The 19241-nt window shown below is 41.9% G+C and carries 10 protein-coding genes; 9 read left to right on the top strand and 1 reads right to left on the bottom strand.

Annotated elements, in window-relative coordinates:
* Positions 1-20 precede the first annotated feature (20 nt).
* Both WFY05_RS19620 and WFY05_RS19615 read left to right on the top strand, forming a co-directional pair.
* Positions 21-941: a universal stress protein gene (locus WFY05_RS19620; RefSeq protein ID WP_340114628.1), complete on the top strand. Its 921-nt coding sequence runs from the start codon at positions 21-23 to the stop codon at positions 939-941.
* A 13-nt stretch (positions 942-954) separates the two neighbouring features.
* A complete protein-coding gene (locus tag WFY05_RS19615; protein ID WP_340114627.1) occupies positions 955-1836 on the top strand; it encodes a glycine betaine ABC transporter substrate-binding protein in 882 nt (293 codons plus the stop codon).
* Between the two features lie 12 nt (positions 1837-1848).
* Here WFY05_RS19615 and WFY05_RS19610 read toward each other — a convergent pair whose 3' ends face one another.
* Positions 1849-2988 carry a formylglycine-generating enzyme family protein gene (locus WFY05_RS19610; RefSeq protein WP_340114626.1) on the bottom strand — a complete coding sequence of 380 codons (1140 nt, stop codon included), beginning with the start codon at positions 2986-2988 and terminating at the stop codon, positions 1849-1851.
* Positions 2989-3225: 237 nt separating this feature from the next.
* On the opposite strand from WFY05_RS19610, the gene WFY05_RS19605 reads away from it, so the two are divergent.
* From WFY05_RS19605 to WFY05_RS19575, 7 genes are all read left to right on the top strand, one after another.
* Positions 3226-4506 (top strand): outer membrane protein assembly factor BamB family protein, encoded by a 1281-nt coding sequence (locus tag WFY05_RS19605; RefSeq protein ID WP_340114625.1) that lies wholly within the window; start codon positions 3226-3228, stop codon positions 4504-4506.
* A 216-nt stretch (positions 4507-4722) separates the two neighbouring features.
* Positions 4723-6252: a glycoside hydrolase family 28 protein gene (locus WFY05_RS19600; protein WP_340114624.1), complete on the top strand. Its 1530-nt coding sequence runs from the start codon at positions 4723-4725 to the stop codon at positions 6250-6252.
* 117 nt (positions 6253-6369) lie between these two features.
* Entirely contained in the window at positions 6370-8265 is a 1896-nt protein-coding gene (locus WFY05_RS19595; RefSeq protein ID WP_340114623.1) for a sulfatase-like hydrolase/transferase, read from the top strand.
* 7 nt (positions 8266-8272) lie between these two features.
* A complete protein-coding gene (locus tag WFY05_RS19590) occupies positions 8273-9649 on the top strand; it encodes a sulfatase-like hydrolase/transferase (RefSeq protein WP_340114622.1) in 1377 nt (458 codons plus the stop codon).
* Between the two features lie 124 nt (positions 9650-9773).
* Positions 9774-13850 (top strand): hybrid sensor histidine kinase/response regulator transcription factor, encoded by a 4077-nt coding sequence (locus tag WFY05_RS19585; RefSeq protein ID WP_340114621.1) that lies wholly within the window; start codon positions 9774-9776, stop codon positions 13848-13850.
* Between the two features lie 392 nt (positions 13851-14242).
* Entirely contained in the window at positions 14243-17413 is a 3171-nt protein-coding gene (locus WFY05_RS19580) for a SusC/RagA family TonB-linked outer membrane protein (protein WP_340114620.1), read from the top strand.
* Between the two features lie 16 nt (positions 17414-17429).
* Positions 17430-19139 carry a RagB/SusD family nutrient uptake outer membrane protein gene (locus WFY05_RS19575; RefSeq protein ID WP_340114619.1) on the top strand — a complete coding sequence of 570 codons (1710 nt, stop codon included), beginning with the start codon at positions 17430-17432 and terminating at the stop codon, positions 19137-19139.
* The last annotated feature ends 102 nt before the right edge of the window (positions 19140-19241 follow it).

The raw sequence follows: 19241 nt of genomic DNA, 5'->3' as shown, positions 1-19241 counted from the left end.
AATCCTTTAAAAGTTAAAGCATGTATCGATTAAATCATATTCTGGTCTGCCTCGACCTCTCTGAGATGGATGACTCGCTCATTCGTTATGCACGGTTTCTGGTAAATAAAATTAAACCGGAAAGTATAACCTTCCTGCATGTGATGAAGCCCTACGATATTCCCAAAGAATTGTTCGATGCTTTTCCTGAGTTGGATAAACCCGTTCCTGAAATTATCCGGGAAGAACTGCAGGACAAAATTAACGAGCAATGCAGTTCGGATGCCGATGTTAACATCAACGTGGAAGTAAAGGAAGGTCATCCTATGGAAACGATTGTTAAGTTCACCCAGAAAAACAACATTACGCTTACTTTATTAGGGAAGAAAATGGGGTACCAGGGAAACGGAAGTATTGTCCGAAAAGTGATCGGTATTATTCCATCATCGGTATTGTTGATTTCTGAATCGGTTTATGAGCGCATCGACAACCTCCTGGTAAGAATGGATTTTTCGAAAGCCAGCGAAATGGCTTTACAAATAGCTTTTCGCTTAAAGGAGTTAACGGGTGCCAAGGTGGCTTGTCATCATACTCATAAATTGCCGGTGGGATACTTCCCGCAGGTTGACCCCGAAACGGATGAAAAGCTTAAAAAGTACGTCGAGAAAATCAGTACAAGAGAGTTTAATAAATTTATAAAACAATACCAGCGCGATACAGAGGACATTGCATTTTCGTATTCGGTAGATGCCGAAAATGAAGAAGATCAGATTTTATACAGAAAGGCTTTGAATACCGGCGCAGACATGATTATTATTGGCTCCTCCATGAAATCGGGACTGGCGGATATCCTTCTCGATACCACATCTGAAAAACTGGCTGAATCGGATAAAAATATTCCGGTACTGATTGTAAACGACAGAAGCAAAGCCATTGTATTTCTTAAAAGAATTTTCCAATAAAACCAACAATAAAATGATACCATTTTTTTCAAAGAATAAAGCAACAGCACTTTTGATCCTGCTCGCATTTTTTTCGTCGTGCCAAACGGGAACTAAGCCTGAAGACGAGCGTTCGCTAAAAATTGTTTATACCGATTGGTCGGAAAGTGTTGCCATCACTTATTTGTCGTATGTTTTGCTTGAGGAGCACATGGATTATGATGTGGTGTTAAAACTGACGGATGTTGAAACAGCTTATAATGAAGTGGCCAATAACGAGGCTGATGTATTTACCGATGCCTGGTTGCCCGAAACGCATAAACGATACATCGAAGCAAACGAGAATCAACTCGAAATGCTTGGGATTACTTATCCTGAAGCGCGCACAGGTTTGGTTGTTCCGGCTTACAGTAAACTGGAATCGATAGACGATCTGAAAAATTATCCTCACCCGATTGTTGGAATCGATGCTGGAGCCGGTGTAATGGAAAAAGCACAGGCAGCCATTGATAAATATTCCTTACCGAACTCGTTGCTGGCACTTTCCGAAGAAGAAATGGTGGAACAGCTGGGCGATTCCATTAAACGCCGAAAAGAAATTGTTGTAACCGGTTGGGAACCTCACTGGATTTTTGCCCGCTATGATGTTCGTTTTTTGGAAGATCCGGATAATATCTTTGGACAGAGAGAAAAGATCTACACTGTTGGTCGTAAGAACCTCGAAGAAAAACATCCGAACGCCGTTCGTTTCTTCGAACGTATGCAGCTCACCGAAAAGCAGCTAAATAGCCTTGTTTATGAAATCAGGGTGAGTGAGGATCCTGTAAACGGGGTGAAAAAATGGATGGAGCAAAATGAGTTTGTGGTTAACCAGTGGATGAAAAACCTGACCAAAGAACGGAAAAAAATTTACTAATCAAGATCGCTATTAGTCTTTAACACACCTGAATCCGGTGTGGCTCATTCCGGTGTAAATTTCGCCAGGCATACGCGCCGCTACCCGGTAACTCGAACAATAGCTGTCGTTACACAGAAACGAACCACCACGAATGGTTTTTCGCTCGTCGTAAGGATTTCGGGCATCGTTACTTTTATCCGGGCCTTTTGGATCGACCGTAACTTTGTCAGTTGGCAAACTCTGGTAATAATTCATGTCGTACCAGTCTTGTGTCCATTCCCACACATTTCCTGCCATATCAAACAAACCATAAGCATTCGCCTGATAAGATTTCACAGGTGAGGTGGCATAAAATCCATCTTTTTGGGTATTCATATTCGGGAAGTGTCCGTTCCAGGAATTGGCTTTTGGCGAACCGTCTTCAATGTGTTCGTTTCCCCAGGGGTAAATGTTGTTCTGTAATCCGCCCCGCGCTGCAAATTCCCATTCAGCTTCGGTGGGCAAACGTTTACCGGCCCATTTGCAGTAAGCCACGGCATCGTTCCAGCAAATATGAACTACCGGGTAATTTTCCCGGCCATCAATATTACTTTCGGGGCCCTCGGGGTGTTTCCAGCTGGCGCCAACCACCCACGACCACCATTGCGAATAATCGTTTAGCGGAACAGATTGCGAAGGTGGCGTAAAAACCATCGAACCGGCTTTAAGCATTTCAGCCGATGGCTTGGGCGTTCCCGGCGGAACCTGGGTTTTCATCACTTCCCAGTCAATGTCCTTTTCGGCAACAGTAACATAGCCGGTTTCTTCTACAAATTTTGAGAATTGCGCATTTGTTACCTCGTGCACATCCATCCAAAAACTGTTCACTTTTACCGGATGCTTTGGATATTCATCGGGGCGTGCCTGATTGTTATCGGCCCCCATTTCAAAGGTACCGCCTTCAATAAAAACCATTCCTTCGTGGCCTGCCGCATCAACTTTTATCTGAGTGGTGTCGGCACCCGTCAGAAATCGTGTTTTTGAATTTACTTCGCAGCAACTCAATTCCTTGTTTTGTGTCTGTATCGTGTCGGATCGGACAACAACTTGTTCTGCTTTTTTACTTTTCGATGGCGAGCAGGAGAAAAAGATGAATGCAATTATGAGGAAGTGTAGTAATGATTTTATCATTTCAGGAATATTTGTATCAGTGATAATAACCCAATTCGCAATGAAAGGTTTAAAGGTATTTTATTGGCAGAATAAGACAGTGGCGAAGTAGCTTCATATTTGATATTTGCAGGCGAAAAGGTCTTGAAGTTTTTATTTCAGCCTATCTAATCTAGTTGCCATTAAAGGCCCGCTTTCCATCTGCATTTTCCTTTAAAGAGTTAGATAAAAAATTAAATTTGCTGGAAATAAACAGTGATGAAACGAGTACTTATATTTCTGATATTTAGTATTGCAAGTTCATTGGTAATTGCACAAGACTGGCCCGATTGGCGCGGAGCTAAGCGCGATGCCGTCTGGAATGAATCCGGAATTCTGAACGAATTTGAATCGGATACGATTCCAATAAAATGGTCGGTAACTATTGGCCCGGGCTATTCGGGACCAACAGTAGCGAATGGCAAAGTTTATGTAAGCGACCGGATTGAAAAACCCGTTCAGCAAGAACGTGTGCTTTGTTTCGATGAGAAAAACGGAGCTAAACTTTGGGAATTTGCATACGATTGCGAATACTTCGGCGTTGGTTACCCTGCCGGCCCGAGAGCTTCGGTGGTTATTCGTGATGGAAAAGTCTATTCGTTGGGAACCATGGGGCATTTATTTTGTTTCGATGCGGCTTCGGGAGAGGTGGTTTGGAAAAAAAATCTCAATACAGCATACGAAATTGTAATGCCGATTTGGGGAATCGCAGCTACTCCTTTGCTTGTTGACGATAAGATTATTGTCCATGTAAGTGGCAGTAATAATGCATGTATTGTAGCCTTTAATAAAAATACCGGCAAAGAAATCTGGCGCAATTTAGAGGACAGAGCCGGTTACTCGGCACCCCTGTTAATCGAAAAAAACGGTAAGCAAGTAGTGGTCAACTGGACCGAACACAGTTTGTCGGGTTTAAACCCTGAAAACGGTGAAGTTTATTGGCGCTTTCCCTGGAAAACGGGTTCGGGAATGAGTATTGCCACACCAGTTTTAGCAAACGATCATATTTTTGTTAGTGCCTTTTACAGTGGATCGATTCTGGTAAAACTGGGCGATGATTATACCAGCGCCGAAAAAGTGTGGCAGCGGAGTGGCGAAAGCGAACGTAAAACTGATGCCTTACATTGCGTGATGAACACCCCGGTAATTTTGGGTAAATACATTTATGGTGTCGACAGTTACGGCGAGTTACGCTGTTTGGACTTTTTCACCGGCGACCGCATTTGGGAAGATCAAACTGCCGTGAAAAGGAACCGCTGGGCAAACATCCATTTTATTCAGCACAACGATAAAATTTGGATGTTTAATGAACAGGGAGAATTGCTTATTACTGAATTATCACCCGAAGGATTTACCGAGATCAGCCGGGCAAAATTAATTGAACCCACAAAAAAGCAATTGCCTCGCGGCGTAACCTGGTCACATCCTGCCTTTGCCAATAAGCATGTATTTATTCGCAACGATAATAAATTGATTTGTGCCGATTTATCGGAAAACTAATTGAGAATAAAGAGTTTGTTTTTCCGGGAAGAGTAATTGCCTACGGCAAAATATAAAAAAGTATCGGAAGCGATCTAAACGTGCAATTCAAACGTCTGGTCACTAAATTTCAGGCGCAAAGAATTGCTTTAAGCGATTGCCTTATTAATAGTATATTTAGGACATAAAACAGTTATCCGTTTGTTTTTGGTAATCGGCATAAAAAAATCAATTGTCATGAATAATATTACATCATTCCTAATCCTTTTTCTTTTTATTTCGAATATAAAGTCAAAAGTGTACAACGTGGCTGAACTCGGAGCCGATACCAGAGGGAACGAAAAAGCCACAGAGGTAATTAACGAAGCCATACAAACTGCATCAGTACAGGGAGGAGGTACGATATTTTTTCCGGCCGGAAATTACCTTACCGGACCCATTCATCTGGCAAGTAACATTACACTCCATCTTGAGGCGGGTGCGTACATTCAGTTTTCCGATAATTTTGACGATTATTTGCCTTACGTAAAAGTACGCTATGAAGGTTATTTTATGAAAACCTTTTCGCCGCTGATCTACGCCAACGGCGCAAAAAATATTGCCATAAAAGGCGAAGGGACAATCGATGGAAACGGAGGAGTTTGGTGGGCAGCAGTGCGCCAGACCATGAATTTTAAACACGAAGGCGACCGTGAAGTCGACCTGACACCCTACCAGGAATTCTGGGCCGATGAAAATCGCGAACTTGTAGGAACGAAATATGAGAAAGCACATTTTTTTCGTCCTCCCTTTATCCAGTTTATAGAATGCGAGAATGTGGATATTGAAGGAATCACTATAAAAAATTCACCATTCTGGACCGTAAATCCGGTTGGATGTAACGATGTTCGCGTGCATGGAATTACCATTTCGAATCCGCACGACGGTTATAATACCGACGGTGTAAATCCATCGTCATGCAGCAATGTTCGTATATCGGATTGCTTTATCAGCGTGGGCGACGATTGTGTCACAATCAAGTCGGGACGCGACGAGTTCGGCAGAGATTACGGTAAGCCCTGCGAGAATATCACGGTTACCAACTGTGTGATGTTATCCGGTCATGGCGGAGTGGTTATTGGCAGCGAAATGTCGGGTGGCGTGAAAAACGTAACCATTTCTAACTGCGTTTTCGATGGCACCGATAATGGCATTCGCCTGAAATCGGCCCGCGGGCGTGGGGGAGTGGTTGAAAATATCAGGGTGAACAACATCGTGATGCGCGACATTCAGAAAACGGCGTTCATTTTTAATCTGTTTTATGATAAAGGCACCAGCGTTGAGCCGGTTAGCGAGCGCACACCCATTTTCAGAAATATCCACATCAGCGATGTCACGGGAGTGGATGTGAACCAAGCAGGAGCTTTAACCGGTATTGAAGAAATGCCGGTCGACGAAGTGTCTCTAACCAATATTAACATGAAAGCCGAACTGGGATTTATTGCACATACCGGAAAAAATTTAAGTTTCTCTAACATTGATATTACGACCGAAGATGGACCTTCACTTTCGTTTACCGATTGCCATGGATTGATCCTTGATAATGTTCGATCGGGCAAACCACTCGAAAAGAAAGCAATTGTTGAGATAGATTCTTCAACACAAGTTTTAATCAATAATTGTTTTCAGATGGTACCTGCCGATATTTTTGCCAAAATCACTAAGAGTAAAGTACTTATCGGCGATAATTATCTAAACCTTGTAAAACAACCGTATTTGAAAGAATAGAAAACACCCCTTATTTGAAACAAATATTGTTCATTTGAGGCGCTGATAGTTCTATCTTTATCCTGTGGGATTATTCGACTGCGGACTTGGAATAAATCAAACTAACAAGGCTTAAAAATGAACAAAACTATACTTGCTTTCAGTCTCCTTTTTTTTGTGCTATCGCTTCAGGCACAGACAAGGCCCAATATTTTGTGGCTAACGATCGAGGATTCATCGCCTCAGTTTTTTGGATGTTACGGGAACGTAGTGGCACATACACCCGTAATTGATAAACTGGCTGATGAGGGCGTGCGTTTTACCAATGCATTTTCAACCGGGACCGTATGTTCGCCAAGCCGCAGTACTATAATAACCGGTGTGCGCACTTTTAAGACCGGTACCGGCAATCACCGAAGTAATTACCCGGTTCCCGATTATATCAAGGGATTTCCGTATTATCTGCAACAGCAAGGTTATTATGTTACCAACAATTCGAAGACCGATTACAATTTGGCCAATCCAAAAGCTTTTATAAGAGAAGCCTGGAATGAGAGTTCGGGAAAAGCAGGATGGTGGAACCGAAAGCCCGGCCAGCCGTTTTTTGCGGTTTTCAATTTTAACGAATCGCATCAGTCGCGGACCATGACGATGCCTTATGAATGGTACACCAAAAACGTGTGGGATCAACTCGATGAGGATGAGCGAATTGCCGAAACCGATTTTGAAATGCCACCTATTTACCGCGAAAGTGCTGAGATGCGTAAACACTTTGCACGTGTTTACAACTCCATTTCACTGACCGATAAAAGGATTGGCGAATTGCTCGACCGGCTTGACGGTGACCACCTGCGCGACAGCACCATCATCTTTTTTTATGCCGATCATGGCGAGGGAGAGCCACGGGGAAAGACAAACGGTATCGATTATGGTTACCGTGTGCCTTTTATTGTCTGGTTTCCTGAAATGTACAAGCACCTTTCGCCCTGGGGTACTTCCGGTGTAGTTACCGAAGAATTGATTAGTTTCGAAGACCTTGCGCCCACGCTTATTGCGCTGGCAGGTGGAGAAATGCCCGATTACCTTAAAGGACGGGTGCTAATGGGTGAGGACCGATCGAAACCGGTTGATCACCTGGTTTTGTCGGCAGATCGCGCCGATAACGGAATCGATATGGTGCGAACGATTTCAGACGGTCGATTTTTGTATTCGCGCAACTATTTGCCGTTCATTCCACAAGGGCGTTACATCCGTTACATGTACATTTCCGAGATAGTACAACAGATGCGAAGCGATTATGACAATCATCTGCTCGACTCACTTCAGCAAAGTTATTTCGAACCTCGACCGGAGGAATATCTGTTCGATATTGAAAACGATCTGTGGGAAACCAATAATCTGGCCCGAAATCCGGAATACAAGGAAGTATTGCAAAGAATGAGAAAACAACTGGATGATGAATTGCTTAAAGCGCGCGATGTCATGTTTCTGCCCGAATACGAGATCGGTTTGATTTCGGAAAAGCAAACACCTTACGAATTTCGACTAAACGAAAAAGCTTATCCTTTCGAAAAGATTTATAATGCTGCAAAGCTATCAGGAATTAGAGGTCAGAAAGTCACTAAAAAACAGATTCAGTTACTTCAAAATAAAAACAAAGTGGTGCGCTACTGGGCAATTATGGGATTACGCAGCCAGCCTCCCGGGTTTTTGGAAGATTATAAACCTCAAATCGAACAGAGCATCAGCGATGAATATCCACCAGTTTCGTTAGCTGCTGCAGCGATTGCATTTCAAAACTGGGGAAGCAGGAACGCCGAACAGGCACTGATGGAAGCCTGTAAATCTTCGAATCCCGATATCTCCTTGCTTGCGATAAACTTTTTAATGTACACCGATAACAAGCAACCGTTTATCGAAACCATCAGGGAAGTTTACGAAATGCCGGACAGGAATTACAATGTAAAAGCCGCCTGTATGGATTTCCTGGGGAGTTTAAATCTTGTTCCAAATAATTACGAAAACCGAAACTAAAACCAAAATGAAGAATTTGTTAGTATTGTTATTGATAGCATTTGTTTTACCCGCATTGGCGCAGGATAAAAAGCCAAATTTTATCATCATACTTGCCGATGATCTGGGATTTGCTGATCTTAGCTTGAATGGCAGCACGCAAATACCAACGCCAAATATCGACCGATTGGCTGAAAACGGTGTCAATTTCACTAACGGATATGTTTCGGGACCGGTATGCAGTCCTTCACGGGCGGGAATGCTGACCGGAAGAAACCAGGTTACTTTTGGTCATGATAATAATCTGGGTGGTGTTCAACCGGGATTTGATGAAGAATATAACGGTTTGCCACTCACGGAAACAACAATTGCCAAACGCCTGCAAAATTTGGATTACACCACCGGACTGGTTGGGAAATGGCACCTGGGTACCTTGCCAAAATTTCATCCATTACAACGCGGATTTGACCAGTTTTGGGGCTACACCGGCGGAGGCCACGATTATTTTGCGGCTTTATCTGACGGAAAAGGTTACAAAGCTCCGATTGAGTGCAATTACAAAACACCCCAGGAAATTACCTATATTACCGATGATAAAGGCGATGAATGTGTTGATTTTATCAAACGAAACAAAGACGAACCTTTTTTTCTGTTCGCCTCGTTTAATGCACCACATGCACCCATGCAGGCCACAGCCGCCGACCTCGAATTATTCCAACACATTACAGATAAAAAACGACGGACTTATTGTGCCATGGTTCACCGACTCGATGTTAACGTGGGACGCATTATGAAGGCGCTGGAAGAGAATGGAGTGGCCGAAAATACATTGGTCGTTTTTCTTAGCGACAATGGCGGTCCGTGTGATTCTAACGGATCGATCAATGCACCCTTTAACGGGCAAAAAGGCATTTTGCTCGAGGGAGGTATTCATGTTCCTTTTGTAATGAGTTGGCCCGGTAACTTGCCCGGTGGAGAAACCTATGAAAATCCCGTAATTTCACTCGATCTGGCTGCCACCTTTTTCGAACTGGCAGGAGGAGTGAAAACTGACGAAGTAAAATTCGATGGAGTTAATCTTATGCCCTATTTGAAGGATAAAGCCAGCGGTGCGCCTCATGAATCTTTTAACTGGCGGTTTACCATCAGTGCCGCTATCCGGCAGGGCGACTGGAAACTTGTGCGTTTACCCGATAGACTTCCCCTGCTTTTCGACCTGTCAAAAGATATTTCGGAACAGAATAATGTGGCGCTGGATCATCTCGATGTTACCACATCGCTGTTAAAACAGCTGGGAGATTGGGACGTATCGCTTCCGCATCCGGTATTTCTCGAAGGTGCCGTTTGGAAAGCACGCCAGTTAAAACTTTATGACAATCATTATCAGTTGGTTCAGCCTGAATAGGAATATTTAGATTACAGTTTCAGGCAGGCATATTCAATAGAATTAGTATATTGGCAAAACCTGAAGTTGATGCTTTGCTTTTGGATTAGAAAGTTTCTTGAACAAAAACTGTTTGAACTAAAGAATGAGATTAACTGATATGACAAGGTTGATCAAATATCAGCTTACCCTCTTTCTGATGTACTTGTCAGTTGTAATTAGTGCTCAGCCCGAACAATTACTTAAAAACTTTTATACTGTAGATAATGGCTTGTCGCATAACGAAGTAACTTCGATCGTTCAGGATTACGACGGATTTATCTGGATCGGAACGCGTGGCGGATTGAATCGTTACGATGGTTACGATTTTAAGATCTTTAACCAGGTTCCGGGTGATTCTAACAGCCTTGTAAATCCATCCATTGAATCGCTGTTTGTCGATAGTGAAGGGAACATTTGGATTGGAACCAAGTCGGGTGGAGTAAGTAAGTACGATGCAGATAAAGAGGTCTTCTCAAATATCATTTCAAATTATAAGAATAAAAGTGAAGTTTTGCCGGATAGCCGGGTTTTGTCGTTTTATGAAGATAAGTACGGTCGTATTTGGATGGGGACCTGGAACCACGGATTGATTATTTATGATGAGAATAAGAAAACATCAATTCGATACTTAAGCGGAACAATAAATTCAATTGTTGAAACCCTGAATGGAGATATTTGGGTAGGTACCGGTGGTGGACTTTACAGATTCTCCAGTACAAAAGAAAGTGTCGTACAGGCAGATCAGCCGAATATTTCGATGGTATGTCATGAAATAAAATATGACCCAAAAAGAAATGTTTTGTGGATAGCTGAGTCAGGATTGACCAGATTCGATTTGCACACCTACGAACGAACACGTTATGAAATTGAAAACGTTAATGCCTACGAATCGATATGTTTAGATAATAATGGTATGGTGTGGCTGGGAACCTGGGGTAACGGATTTTATTATTTCGATCCTGCAAAGGAGGTTTTTCAGCGCTATCAGATCTATCCTGAGAACAGGGCAACGCTGAACAAGGATTATGATGCCGTTTTAAATATTTTCGAGGACAAAGACCATAACCTTTGGCTGGGAACAAATGGTGGTGGAATATGTGTGCTTACGCCTAAATTGGACTTTAAAACTGTTGGATTTAATCCGGAACGCTTTAAAGGACTTCGGAATACTCGCATAATGACGGTGGTCGACGACAGGAAGAAAAATCTGTGGCTGGGAACTATCGGAAGTGGCCTGGTATGGTCGCCCGATCGCGAAAACTTTTATCCGGTACCTTATCCGCAGGGCGTGAATAAGTCCCGATTCCTAATCATAAAATATTTATACGAGGATAAAGACGGTGTTATTTGGGTAGGAACAAATCTGGGATTGTATGTAATCCGGTTCCGAGATAATGTTCCGCAAATGATCAGGCCAAAACTTGACCCGGACTATGAGAACAGGCGACAGATCGTTTCAATTATCGATGCAGAGGATAAACTGTGGTTAGGCAGTTTAATGAGTGGATTGTATATCCTGGACAAAACCAATGACTACAAGTTGATTAAGTCCCTCAATATAAACGACAAGGAATCTGGTAATTTAAACAGCGACAGGATAAGTTATTTGTACGAAGATAACCGCGGAAGAATTTGGGTGGGAACTTATAATGGTTTGCACTTTTATGATCCTTCGGATACCACAGTTATTCTGGCGGAAGAAAACTTCGAGATTGACGGAGAATTTACCGGAAACATCATCACCTGCATCGATCAGGATATTCGCGGAAATTTGTGGATCGGTACTCCAAACGGGCTCAATAAATTATCAGAGTCTGAGAATTCCCGTTTTACGTTAAAATTGTATACCGAAAAAGACGGACTTGCCAGTAATTTCATCAAAGGAATTTCAGGAGATTCGGATGGAAATATTTGGATTAGTACAAGCCTTGGTATTTCCAGAATCGAAGATCAGGATCAGGAGCTTGCTATTCGAAATTACAAGGAAACGGATGGTGTTGGCGGAAAGAACTTTACAGAAGCATCAGTTTTTCGAAACCAGGAGGGCGAGATATTTTTTGGTGGCTCAAATGGGCTTACCTACTTTAATCCCGGAAAAATAGAAGCGCTTCCTACCGCGCATAAGCCTATACTCACGGAGCTGAGAATTCATAATGAACCTGTTTCCATTGATCAGAAGTATGGTTCGAAAGTGGTTATGGATCAGTCCATAATTCATGAGGATAAAATTGTAGTTCCCTACCGGTTTAACAATTTTGAAATACGGTTCTCGGCGCTCGATTACCGTGCTCAGGGCGGTAATTTATACAAGTATAAACTCGAGAAGTATGATAATGACTGGCAATATCTTGGTACCAGGAGGTTTGTGAACTTTAACAGTTTAAGGGCCGGAGAATATGAATTATTGTTGATGAGTGCCAATAGCCATAATGTATGGAACACAGAACCGACGACTTTGACCATTGAAATTCTACCACCGTTCTGGCAAACCTGGTATGCACTGTTGTTTTACATCATTACTATTGTTGGAATTGTTACGGTGATCAGATGGAATGCGGTGAAACAGGTACGTCTTGCCAATAGTCTCGAAATGGAGAAACTGAAGCATCGGCAGGATCAGAAAATCCATGAGTTGCGCCTGCGGTTTTTTACTAACCTGTCCCACGAATTTCGCACACCCTTAACCTTGATTCTGGCTCCGCTTAAAGAATTATTGCGCAAAAAAGAGGAATATCAGCTATCAGAAGAGACCGAGCACAAAATAAAAATCATCAATAACAATTCAGTTCGTCTAATGAAGTTGATCAACCAGTTGCTCGACTTCAGAAAACTGGAAACAGGAAACGAAAAATTGGCGGCTTCAAAAACAAACTTAGTGGAGTTTGTTACCGAATTATGTTATCCATTTCAGGAACTTGCCGAGATAAACAACATTCTATTCAAAACTAATTTTGCGATTAATACTACTGATCTTTGGATCGACAGGGATAAGATTGAGATCATCTTTAATAATTTATTATCCAATGCCTTTAACCACGTGCAGGAAAATGGCAAAATTGAAGTAGCGCTGTATGAAGAAGAGGAGGAGGTTTTGCTTACGGTTTCTGATAATGGTCACGGAATCCCCAAAAGCGAACTTGAGTTTATTTTTGACCGCTTTTACCGGGGAGCCGATAGCAAAAAGGATGGGAGTTCAGGCATTGGTCTGGCCCTGGCAAAACACTTTGCTGAACTGCACAAGGGAAATCTATCGGTAGTAAGTGAGCCTTTTAAACTTACTCAGTTTACACTTGCAATACCAAAGGGAACCGGACATTTAAAACCCGATGAAATTATTGAACCCAAAGCCGAAAAGAAGCGCTCGGGCATTAGCGATGTGGTCATGAAAAATATCTTTCCGGATAAGCCTGTTGAAGCAATTGCCTCGGATGAATGTATACTGGTAGTTGAAGATAACCGGGAAATGAGAGAGTACCTGCTTACCATTTTAGCTCCCTTATATCATGTAGAAACTGCTGAAAACGGAAAAGAGGGATATGAGAAAGCACTGACACTAAAACCTGATCTCATCGTTTCAGATGTAATGATGCCGGAGATGGACGGCTTTGAATTTTGTAAGAAATTGCGTGAAAATGACAGTACATCAACCATCCCGCTTATTTTTCTTACCGCCAAAGATGATGAACAGTTCAGGTTCCTTGGCACACAACTCGGAGCCGATGATTTTATCTCTAAACCTTTCGATCCGGTTTTATTGACCGAGAAAGTCAAGAATATTTTCTCACGACGCAAAAAGTTACAAAAGAAATACAGTAAATCGGTCCGTTTGGAACCTTCTGATGTTGAGATAACTTCTTCGGAGGAAATGTTTATTGAAAATGCTATTTCCATTGTTGAGGACAATTTGCAAAACTCGAAATTTAATTCCGATGCACTCGCTTCCGAAATGCACATGAGCACATCATCATTATATCGGAGGCTGAAAAGTTTGACAGGATATTCTACCGCAGAATTTATTCGATCGCTGAGAATAAAACGCGCGGCTCAGTTAATGGCCGATAAAGAAAAAACAATCACCGAAATTGCTTACGATGTTGGATTCAACGACGTAAAACATTTCCGGACCGTTTTTCAAAAACAGTTTAAATGTACACCTACCGAATACCGTCAAAAGTTATAAGGGCATGTTTTCGATTTCCATTTTTTCATTCGCACTGCGACACAGATTTTAAATAAGTGAATTGATCAGATATTGATTTTTCAATATTCTAAATATCAGCGTTTTGTGTGTTGTGTTGACCGATTATTCCCCTTCTTGTGAAAAGTATAATAAGTTAGGTTTGATTGAATTTTCACCCATCATTTCCCAATGTAAATACCTCAAGCAAATTCAAAATATTGAGCTTTGAGGTATTGTTTTTATTGTAACTAAACCAAAGCTTATGGATAAGAAGAAAAACTATCCCAAAAGCCTGTTCTCTTTTCGAGCGGTCAATGTCATTTTATACATAGTACTTATCGCAATCGTGATTCTTCTATTTATGTTTCTTTAATATAACTAAATCAATACTTATGAAACAAACAAATCAAATTTTGATTAGAAAGTTGTGTTTGGTGTTCGTGGCCATCTTTATGGCTTCAGCAGTTTGGGCACAACAAACAATTACCGGTAAAGTGGTAGACGATGCCGGAGAACCGCTTCCCGGAGTTGCTGTCTCTGTGCAGGGAAAAACCATTGGTACCATAACCGATACTGATGGTGCATACACGCTTGAGGTTTCCGGAAATGAGACTTTAGTGTTCTCATTTATTGGTATGCAAAGTGTAAGTGAACCTATTAATGGACGAACAACAATTGATGTTACCATGAAGGTGGATGCCATAGGGCTGGAAGAAGTTGTTGCCGTAGGTTACGGTGTGCAAAAGAAAGCAACTTTAACCGGAGCTGTGGGTAATGTTAAATCGGAAGAACTTGTTCAACGTCCGGTGGCAAACACCACCGAGCTTTTACAAGGGCAGGTGGCCGGTCTTTACACACGTCAGACCAGTGGTTTGCCGGGAGAAGATGGAACAACCTTAAATATCAGGGGATATGGAACTAATCCTTTGGTGCTGGTTGATGGGATAGAAAGTAGTCTGGCTAACGTCGATCCAAACGATATTGAATCTATAAGTGTATTAAAAGATGCTTCCGCCGCAATTTACGGAGCACGTGCAGGTAACGGTGTTATTCTTGTAACAACAAAAAGAGGGACAGAGAAACCTGCGACAATTACATATCACGGGAATGTATCTTTTACGCAACCCACTTTCTTGCCCGATCTTGTCGGCGCAAAAGAATGGGCGGAATTGTTGCATGAATCCGGATTAAATCCGGATGATTACAGCCCCAGTCATGTACACTACGATCCTGACGCGAACAGACTCATAAATACGATGGACAACACCGATTATAAAAGCTACGACTGGAGTGATGAGCTTTATCGTGACTGGACTCCGCAACAACAGCATAATATAAGTGCTACTGGAGGTACAAAAAAGATTAAATATTATGTCTCTGCCGGCTTTACGGATCAGGAGAGTAATTTTAAAGCGGGAGACTACGATTTTAACCGTTACAACGTTCGTTCAAACATCGATGCTCAAATTACTGATGATTTACAGGTAACCATGGATTTAACCTACAGGGCTACCAAATTTTACAGAACTAATGTAACGGCTGATAATATGTATAACAGTTTACAAACAGCGAAGCCGGTATATCCTGTAATACACGAAGCCGATCCAACCCGAGCAGCAACATCAGGATTTCTTCAAAGGTCGCCTTATTACCAAATGTTGGCAGATTTCAATGGTTACCGCGATCAGAAAGATAATGTGATCCAGGGAGCTCTTCAGTTAAAGTACAATATCCCCTTTGTTGAAGGCTTGGTTCTTAAAGGACGCTTAAATTTTGAAGATGGTTTTACCTGGAGAAAAACCGTTTCCAAACCTTTCGATGTTTGGGAGTACGATCCGATAGCAGCTCAGGCCGGAGAAGATCCATGGATAAAATGGGGAACACAGAACTCGAACAACATGAGCGTGTATTCATACCGATCGAATGAGATGTTGCCACAGATCAGCTTGAATTATGACAAAGTAATTGGTGATCATAATATCAGTGCTGTACTCGTAGGTGAAGCATGGACTTACAAAAATACAGATTTGACCGGATCGAGGAAAGACGTTCTTTCTTTTGAAGCACCATTCCTAAAATATGCTTCTGAAGAAGGTAAAGACAACAATGAGAACTTTAATGAAAGGGCTCGTGTAAGTTACATCGGTCGTGTAAACTATGATTATGCCGGCAAATACATGCTCGAGGTTTCGATGCGTGCTGATGCATCGGGTGAATATCCGCCGGAAGGACGCTGGGGTTACTTTCCAAGTGTTAGTGCTGGCTGGAGGATTTCGGAAGAATCTTTTATCAAAGAGAATTTCAGTGCAGTAAACAACCTCAAGTTAAGAGGTTCATACGGTATATTAGGTAACGATGCAGTTTCCTCGTTCGATTATTTAACGGGCTACACCATCTCTACTAATTTTTATGTATTTGGTACAGCTCCCGCACCTATTATTGCTTCAGCAGGATTAGCTAATCCTAATATTACCTGGGAAACTATGAAAATGAGTAACATTGGATTGGATGGAAATTTCTGGGATGGCCTTTTGGGTTTTGAGATTGATGCATTCTACCGCCTTAGGGAAAATATCCTGGCACAGCCGACCGAACAGGTTCCAAGCACCTTTGGTGCAAGCTTGCCAAGAACTAACTTAAATAAAAGAGATAACCGCGGTATTGAAGTTGCATTAACACATTACAACAAAATTGGTGACTTCTCCTACGATATTTCACCAATGATCGGATGGACCAGGGGAAAATATGTTGAACTGGATGAAGATGTGTTGCCGGAAACAGGTGATCTGGATGAAGAAACATTGGAATTCAATAAGCTTTGGAATGCCAGGTATGTAAATGAAGGCCAGTGGGATGACCGGCAGTGGGGATTCGTAACAGACGGATTTTTTATGAACCAGGAACAAATTGATAACCATACCATTGACCAGGATCAAGCCGGAAACCAAACGATAAAAGTTGGTGACCTCATTTACAAAGACCTCAACGGTGATGATTATATCGACTGGCGTGACCAGAAAGTAATTGGTAAAAACGGATTGCCTAATACCATGTACAGTCTCGATATGGGAGCTCAGTGGAAAGGATTTAGTTTAAGAATGCTGTGGCAGGGAGGAAGTGGATATATCGTTTCGATTGGCGGCTCGGCAAGAGCACCGTTCTCCAACGAATCAATTCCGATCGACTATCACTATAAATATCGTGCGATTGTTGGTCAGGATGCTGACGGAATGGATTATATTACCAATCCCGACGATTTTAAGTTACCTCCGGTGACTCAGAATGGAACAACAGCAAATAACAATACAGCAAATGATTTTTGGAATTTAGATGCCGCTTATCTGAGGCTCAAGAACATCAATTTATCTTACACTTTGCCAAAATCATTATTGGACAATATTGGAATTAAAAATTGTGTAGTGTATTTCAGTGGTTCAAATGTATTTTCAATCAGTAATCTGGGTGTTTACAAACATTCATTTGATCCTGAAATCACCGGTGCCAATAACCGTGATTACCCGCCGGTTAAAACAGCAACTTTCGGCATAAGATTAACGTTATAAACTCAATAAGAATAAGATGATGAAAAAGATATTATTTATAATACCATTATTCGCTCTTCTGTTTAGCTGTAGTGATATACTGGACATTGCTCCAACCAATATTATTTCAGAAGATGCGGTAAAAAATGATCCGGTCCTGGTGGACGCCTATCTGAATAAAATCTATGCCAATGTACGCTTTCAGTCGGGAGGAGAGGGACATGCAAATCTCGGTGTAACTGGAGGAGAACAAAATGTTTTTGCCGGTTGGCAGACACCTTATAATGTGGCCATGGATATTATGGATGAAAATGGAGCCCACAGCGGACTCGACTATTGGCCATACGGAAATATTCGTTCTTGTAACGAAATTATGGAGATCCTTCAGGAAGCTACTTTCGACCCGGACGAGGTAACACAAAAAGTGGCGGAAGCACGTTGGTTAAGAGCTTTTATGTATTTCGAACTGGTGAAACGCTATGGTGGCGTTCCATTGATCACTGAAGCTCAGAGTATTGATCAGCCCATTGAAGAGTTGTATGTTGAACGTAATTCTGAAAAAGAAATTTATGATTTTATTGCTTCTGAAATGGATGACCTGGTAACTATTTTACCGGAAAGTTATGGTTCTGATAATTTTGGCCGTCCGACAAAATGGGCTGCCTACGCCTTAAAAAGCCGTGCGATGTTGTATGCAGGTAGTATTGCAAAATATGGCATGCAACAGTTAAATGGCCTTCTGGGATTCTCTTCTGGCGAAGCCGATTCTTACTATCAGAAAGCTTACGATGCATCTATGGCAGTAATCAACGGTGGAATGCATCCGTTGTACAGAGAAGATCCGGATCCTGAAACAAATTACCACAACCTTTTTATTACCGACGGTAACTCGGAGGTTATTTTTGCAGAAGTCTATGATTACGGTTTGTTAAAAGGACATGGCTGGACATTCTATTGCATGCCCGATGGTTTCCAAACCGGATGGGGATCGAATCACTGGATGTACCTGGAATCATGGGAAAAATACGAGTACAACGACGGAACTTCGGCTGTTTGGGACAGAAGTATGTTGGATGGAAATCATAAGTTTTCATTGGATGAGATTATCCTAAACAAAGATCCGCGTTTCCTTGCCAATGCCTTCTATCCCGAAACTCCGTGGGGAGATGGTAAAGTTTACGTTCATAATAAAACTATTGGAACCATTCCTGATGGATCGGACTGGCCTAGTGTAGCACCCAGGAGGAACAGAATTAAAGCCGGTGTCCTGTTAAAAAAGCGTGTAAACGAATCTCTTATAGGGCTTTATAATGGCGAAGACGATTCCGATTGGATTGTATTCCGCACAGGTGAAATGTACCTGAACGCAGCTGAAGCCAAATTCGAAATGGGAAAAGCTGATGAAGCCAAGCCTCTGATAAATGAAATCAGGAACCGTGCAGGAATGCCTGATAAGGAAACACTTACCGTAGAAGATATTCGAAATGAGCGATTTGTGGAATTATATAACGAAGAACACCGTTACTGGGATATCCGTCGTTGGAGAATTGCTGTAGAAGAATTAAACGGCAAGGGATTTAACGGCGTAACATGGGAATACTATATTGAGGAAGGTATGTATACCCTTAAAATTAAAGATGCCGATTTTGGAAACATAAGAACTTTCACAGAGCGCAACTACTATTTTCCGATGGGTTTAGGTCGATTGGCTGATAATCCGAATTTAGTGGAAAATCCGGGATACTAGTATAGTTTTGTTTGGTTAGATGAATCCAGGGGCCATAACTTTTGGTCCCTGGCTTTACAGCTTAAAACAAAAATTCAAGGTCCAAATTAAATAACACAAAGA

The sequence above is a fragment of the Maribellus mangrovi genome, assembly GCF_037646455.1.
Classification (GTDB): domain Bacteria; phylum Bacteroidota; class Bacteroidia; order Bacteroidales; family Prolixibacteraceae; genus Draconibacterium; species Draconibacterium mangrovi_A.
Note: the sequence above shows the minus strand (reverse complement) of the source record. Positions and strands in the feature narration are given on the sequence as shown.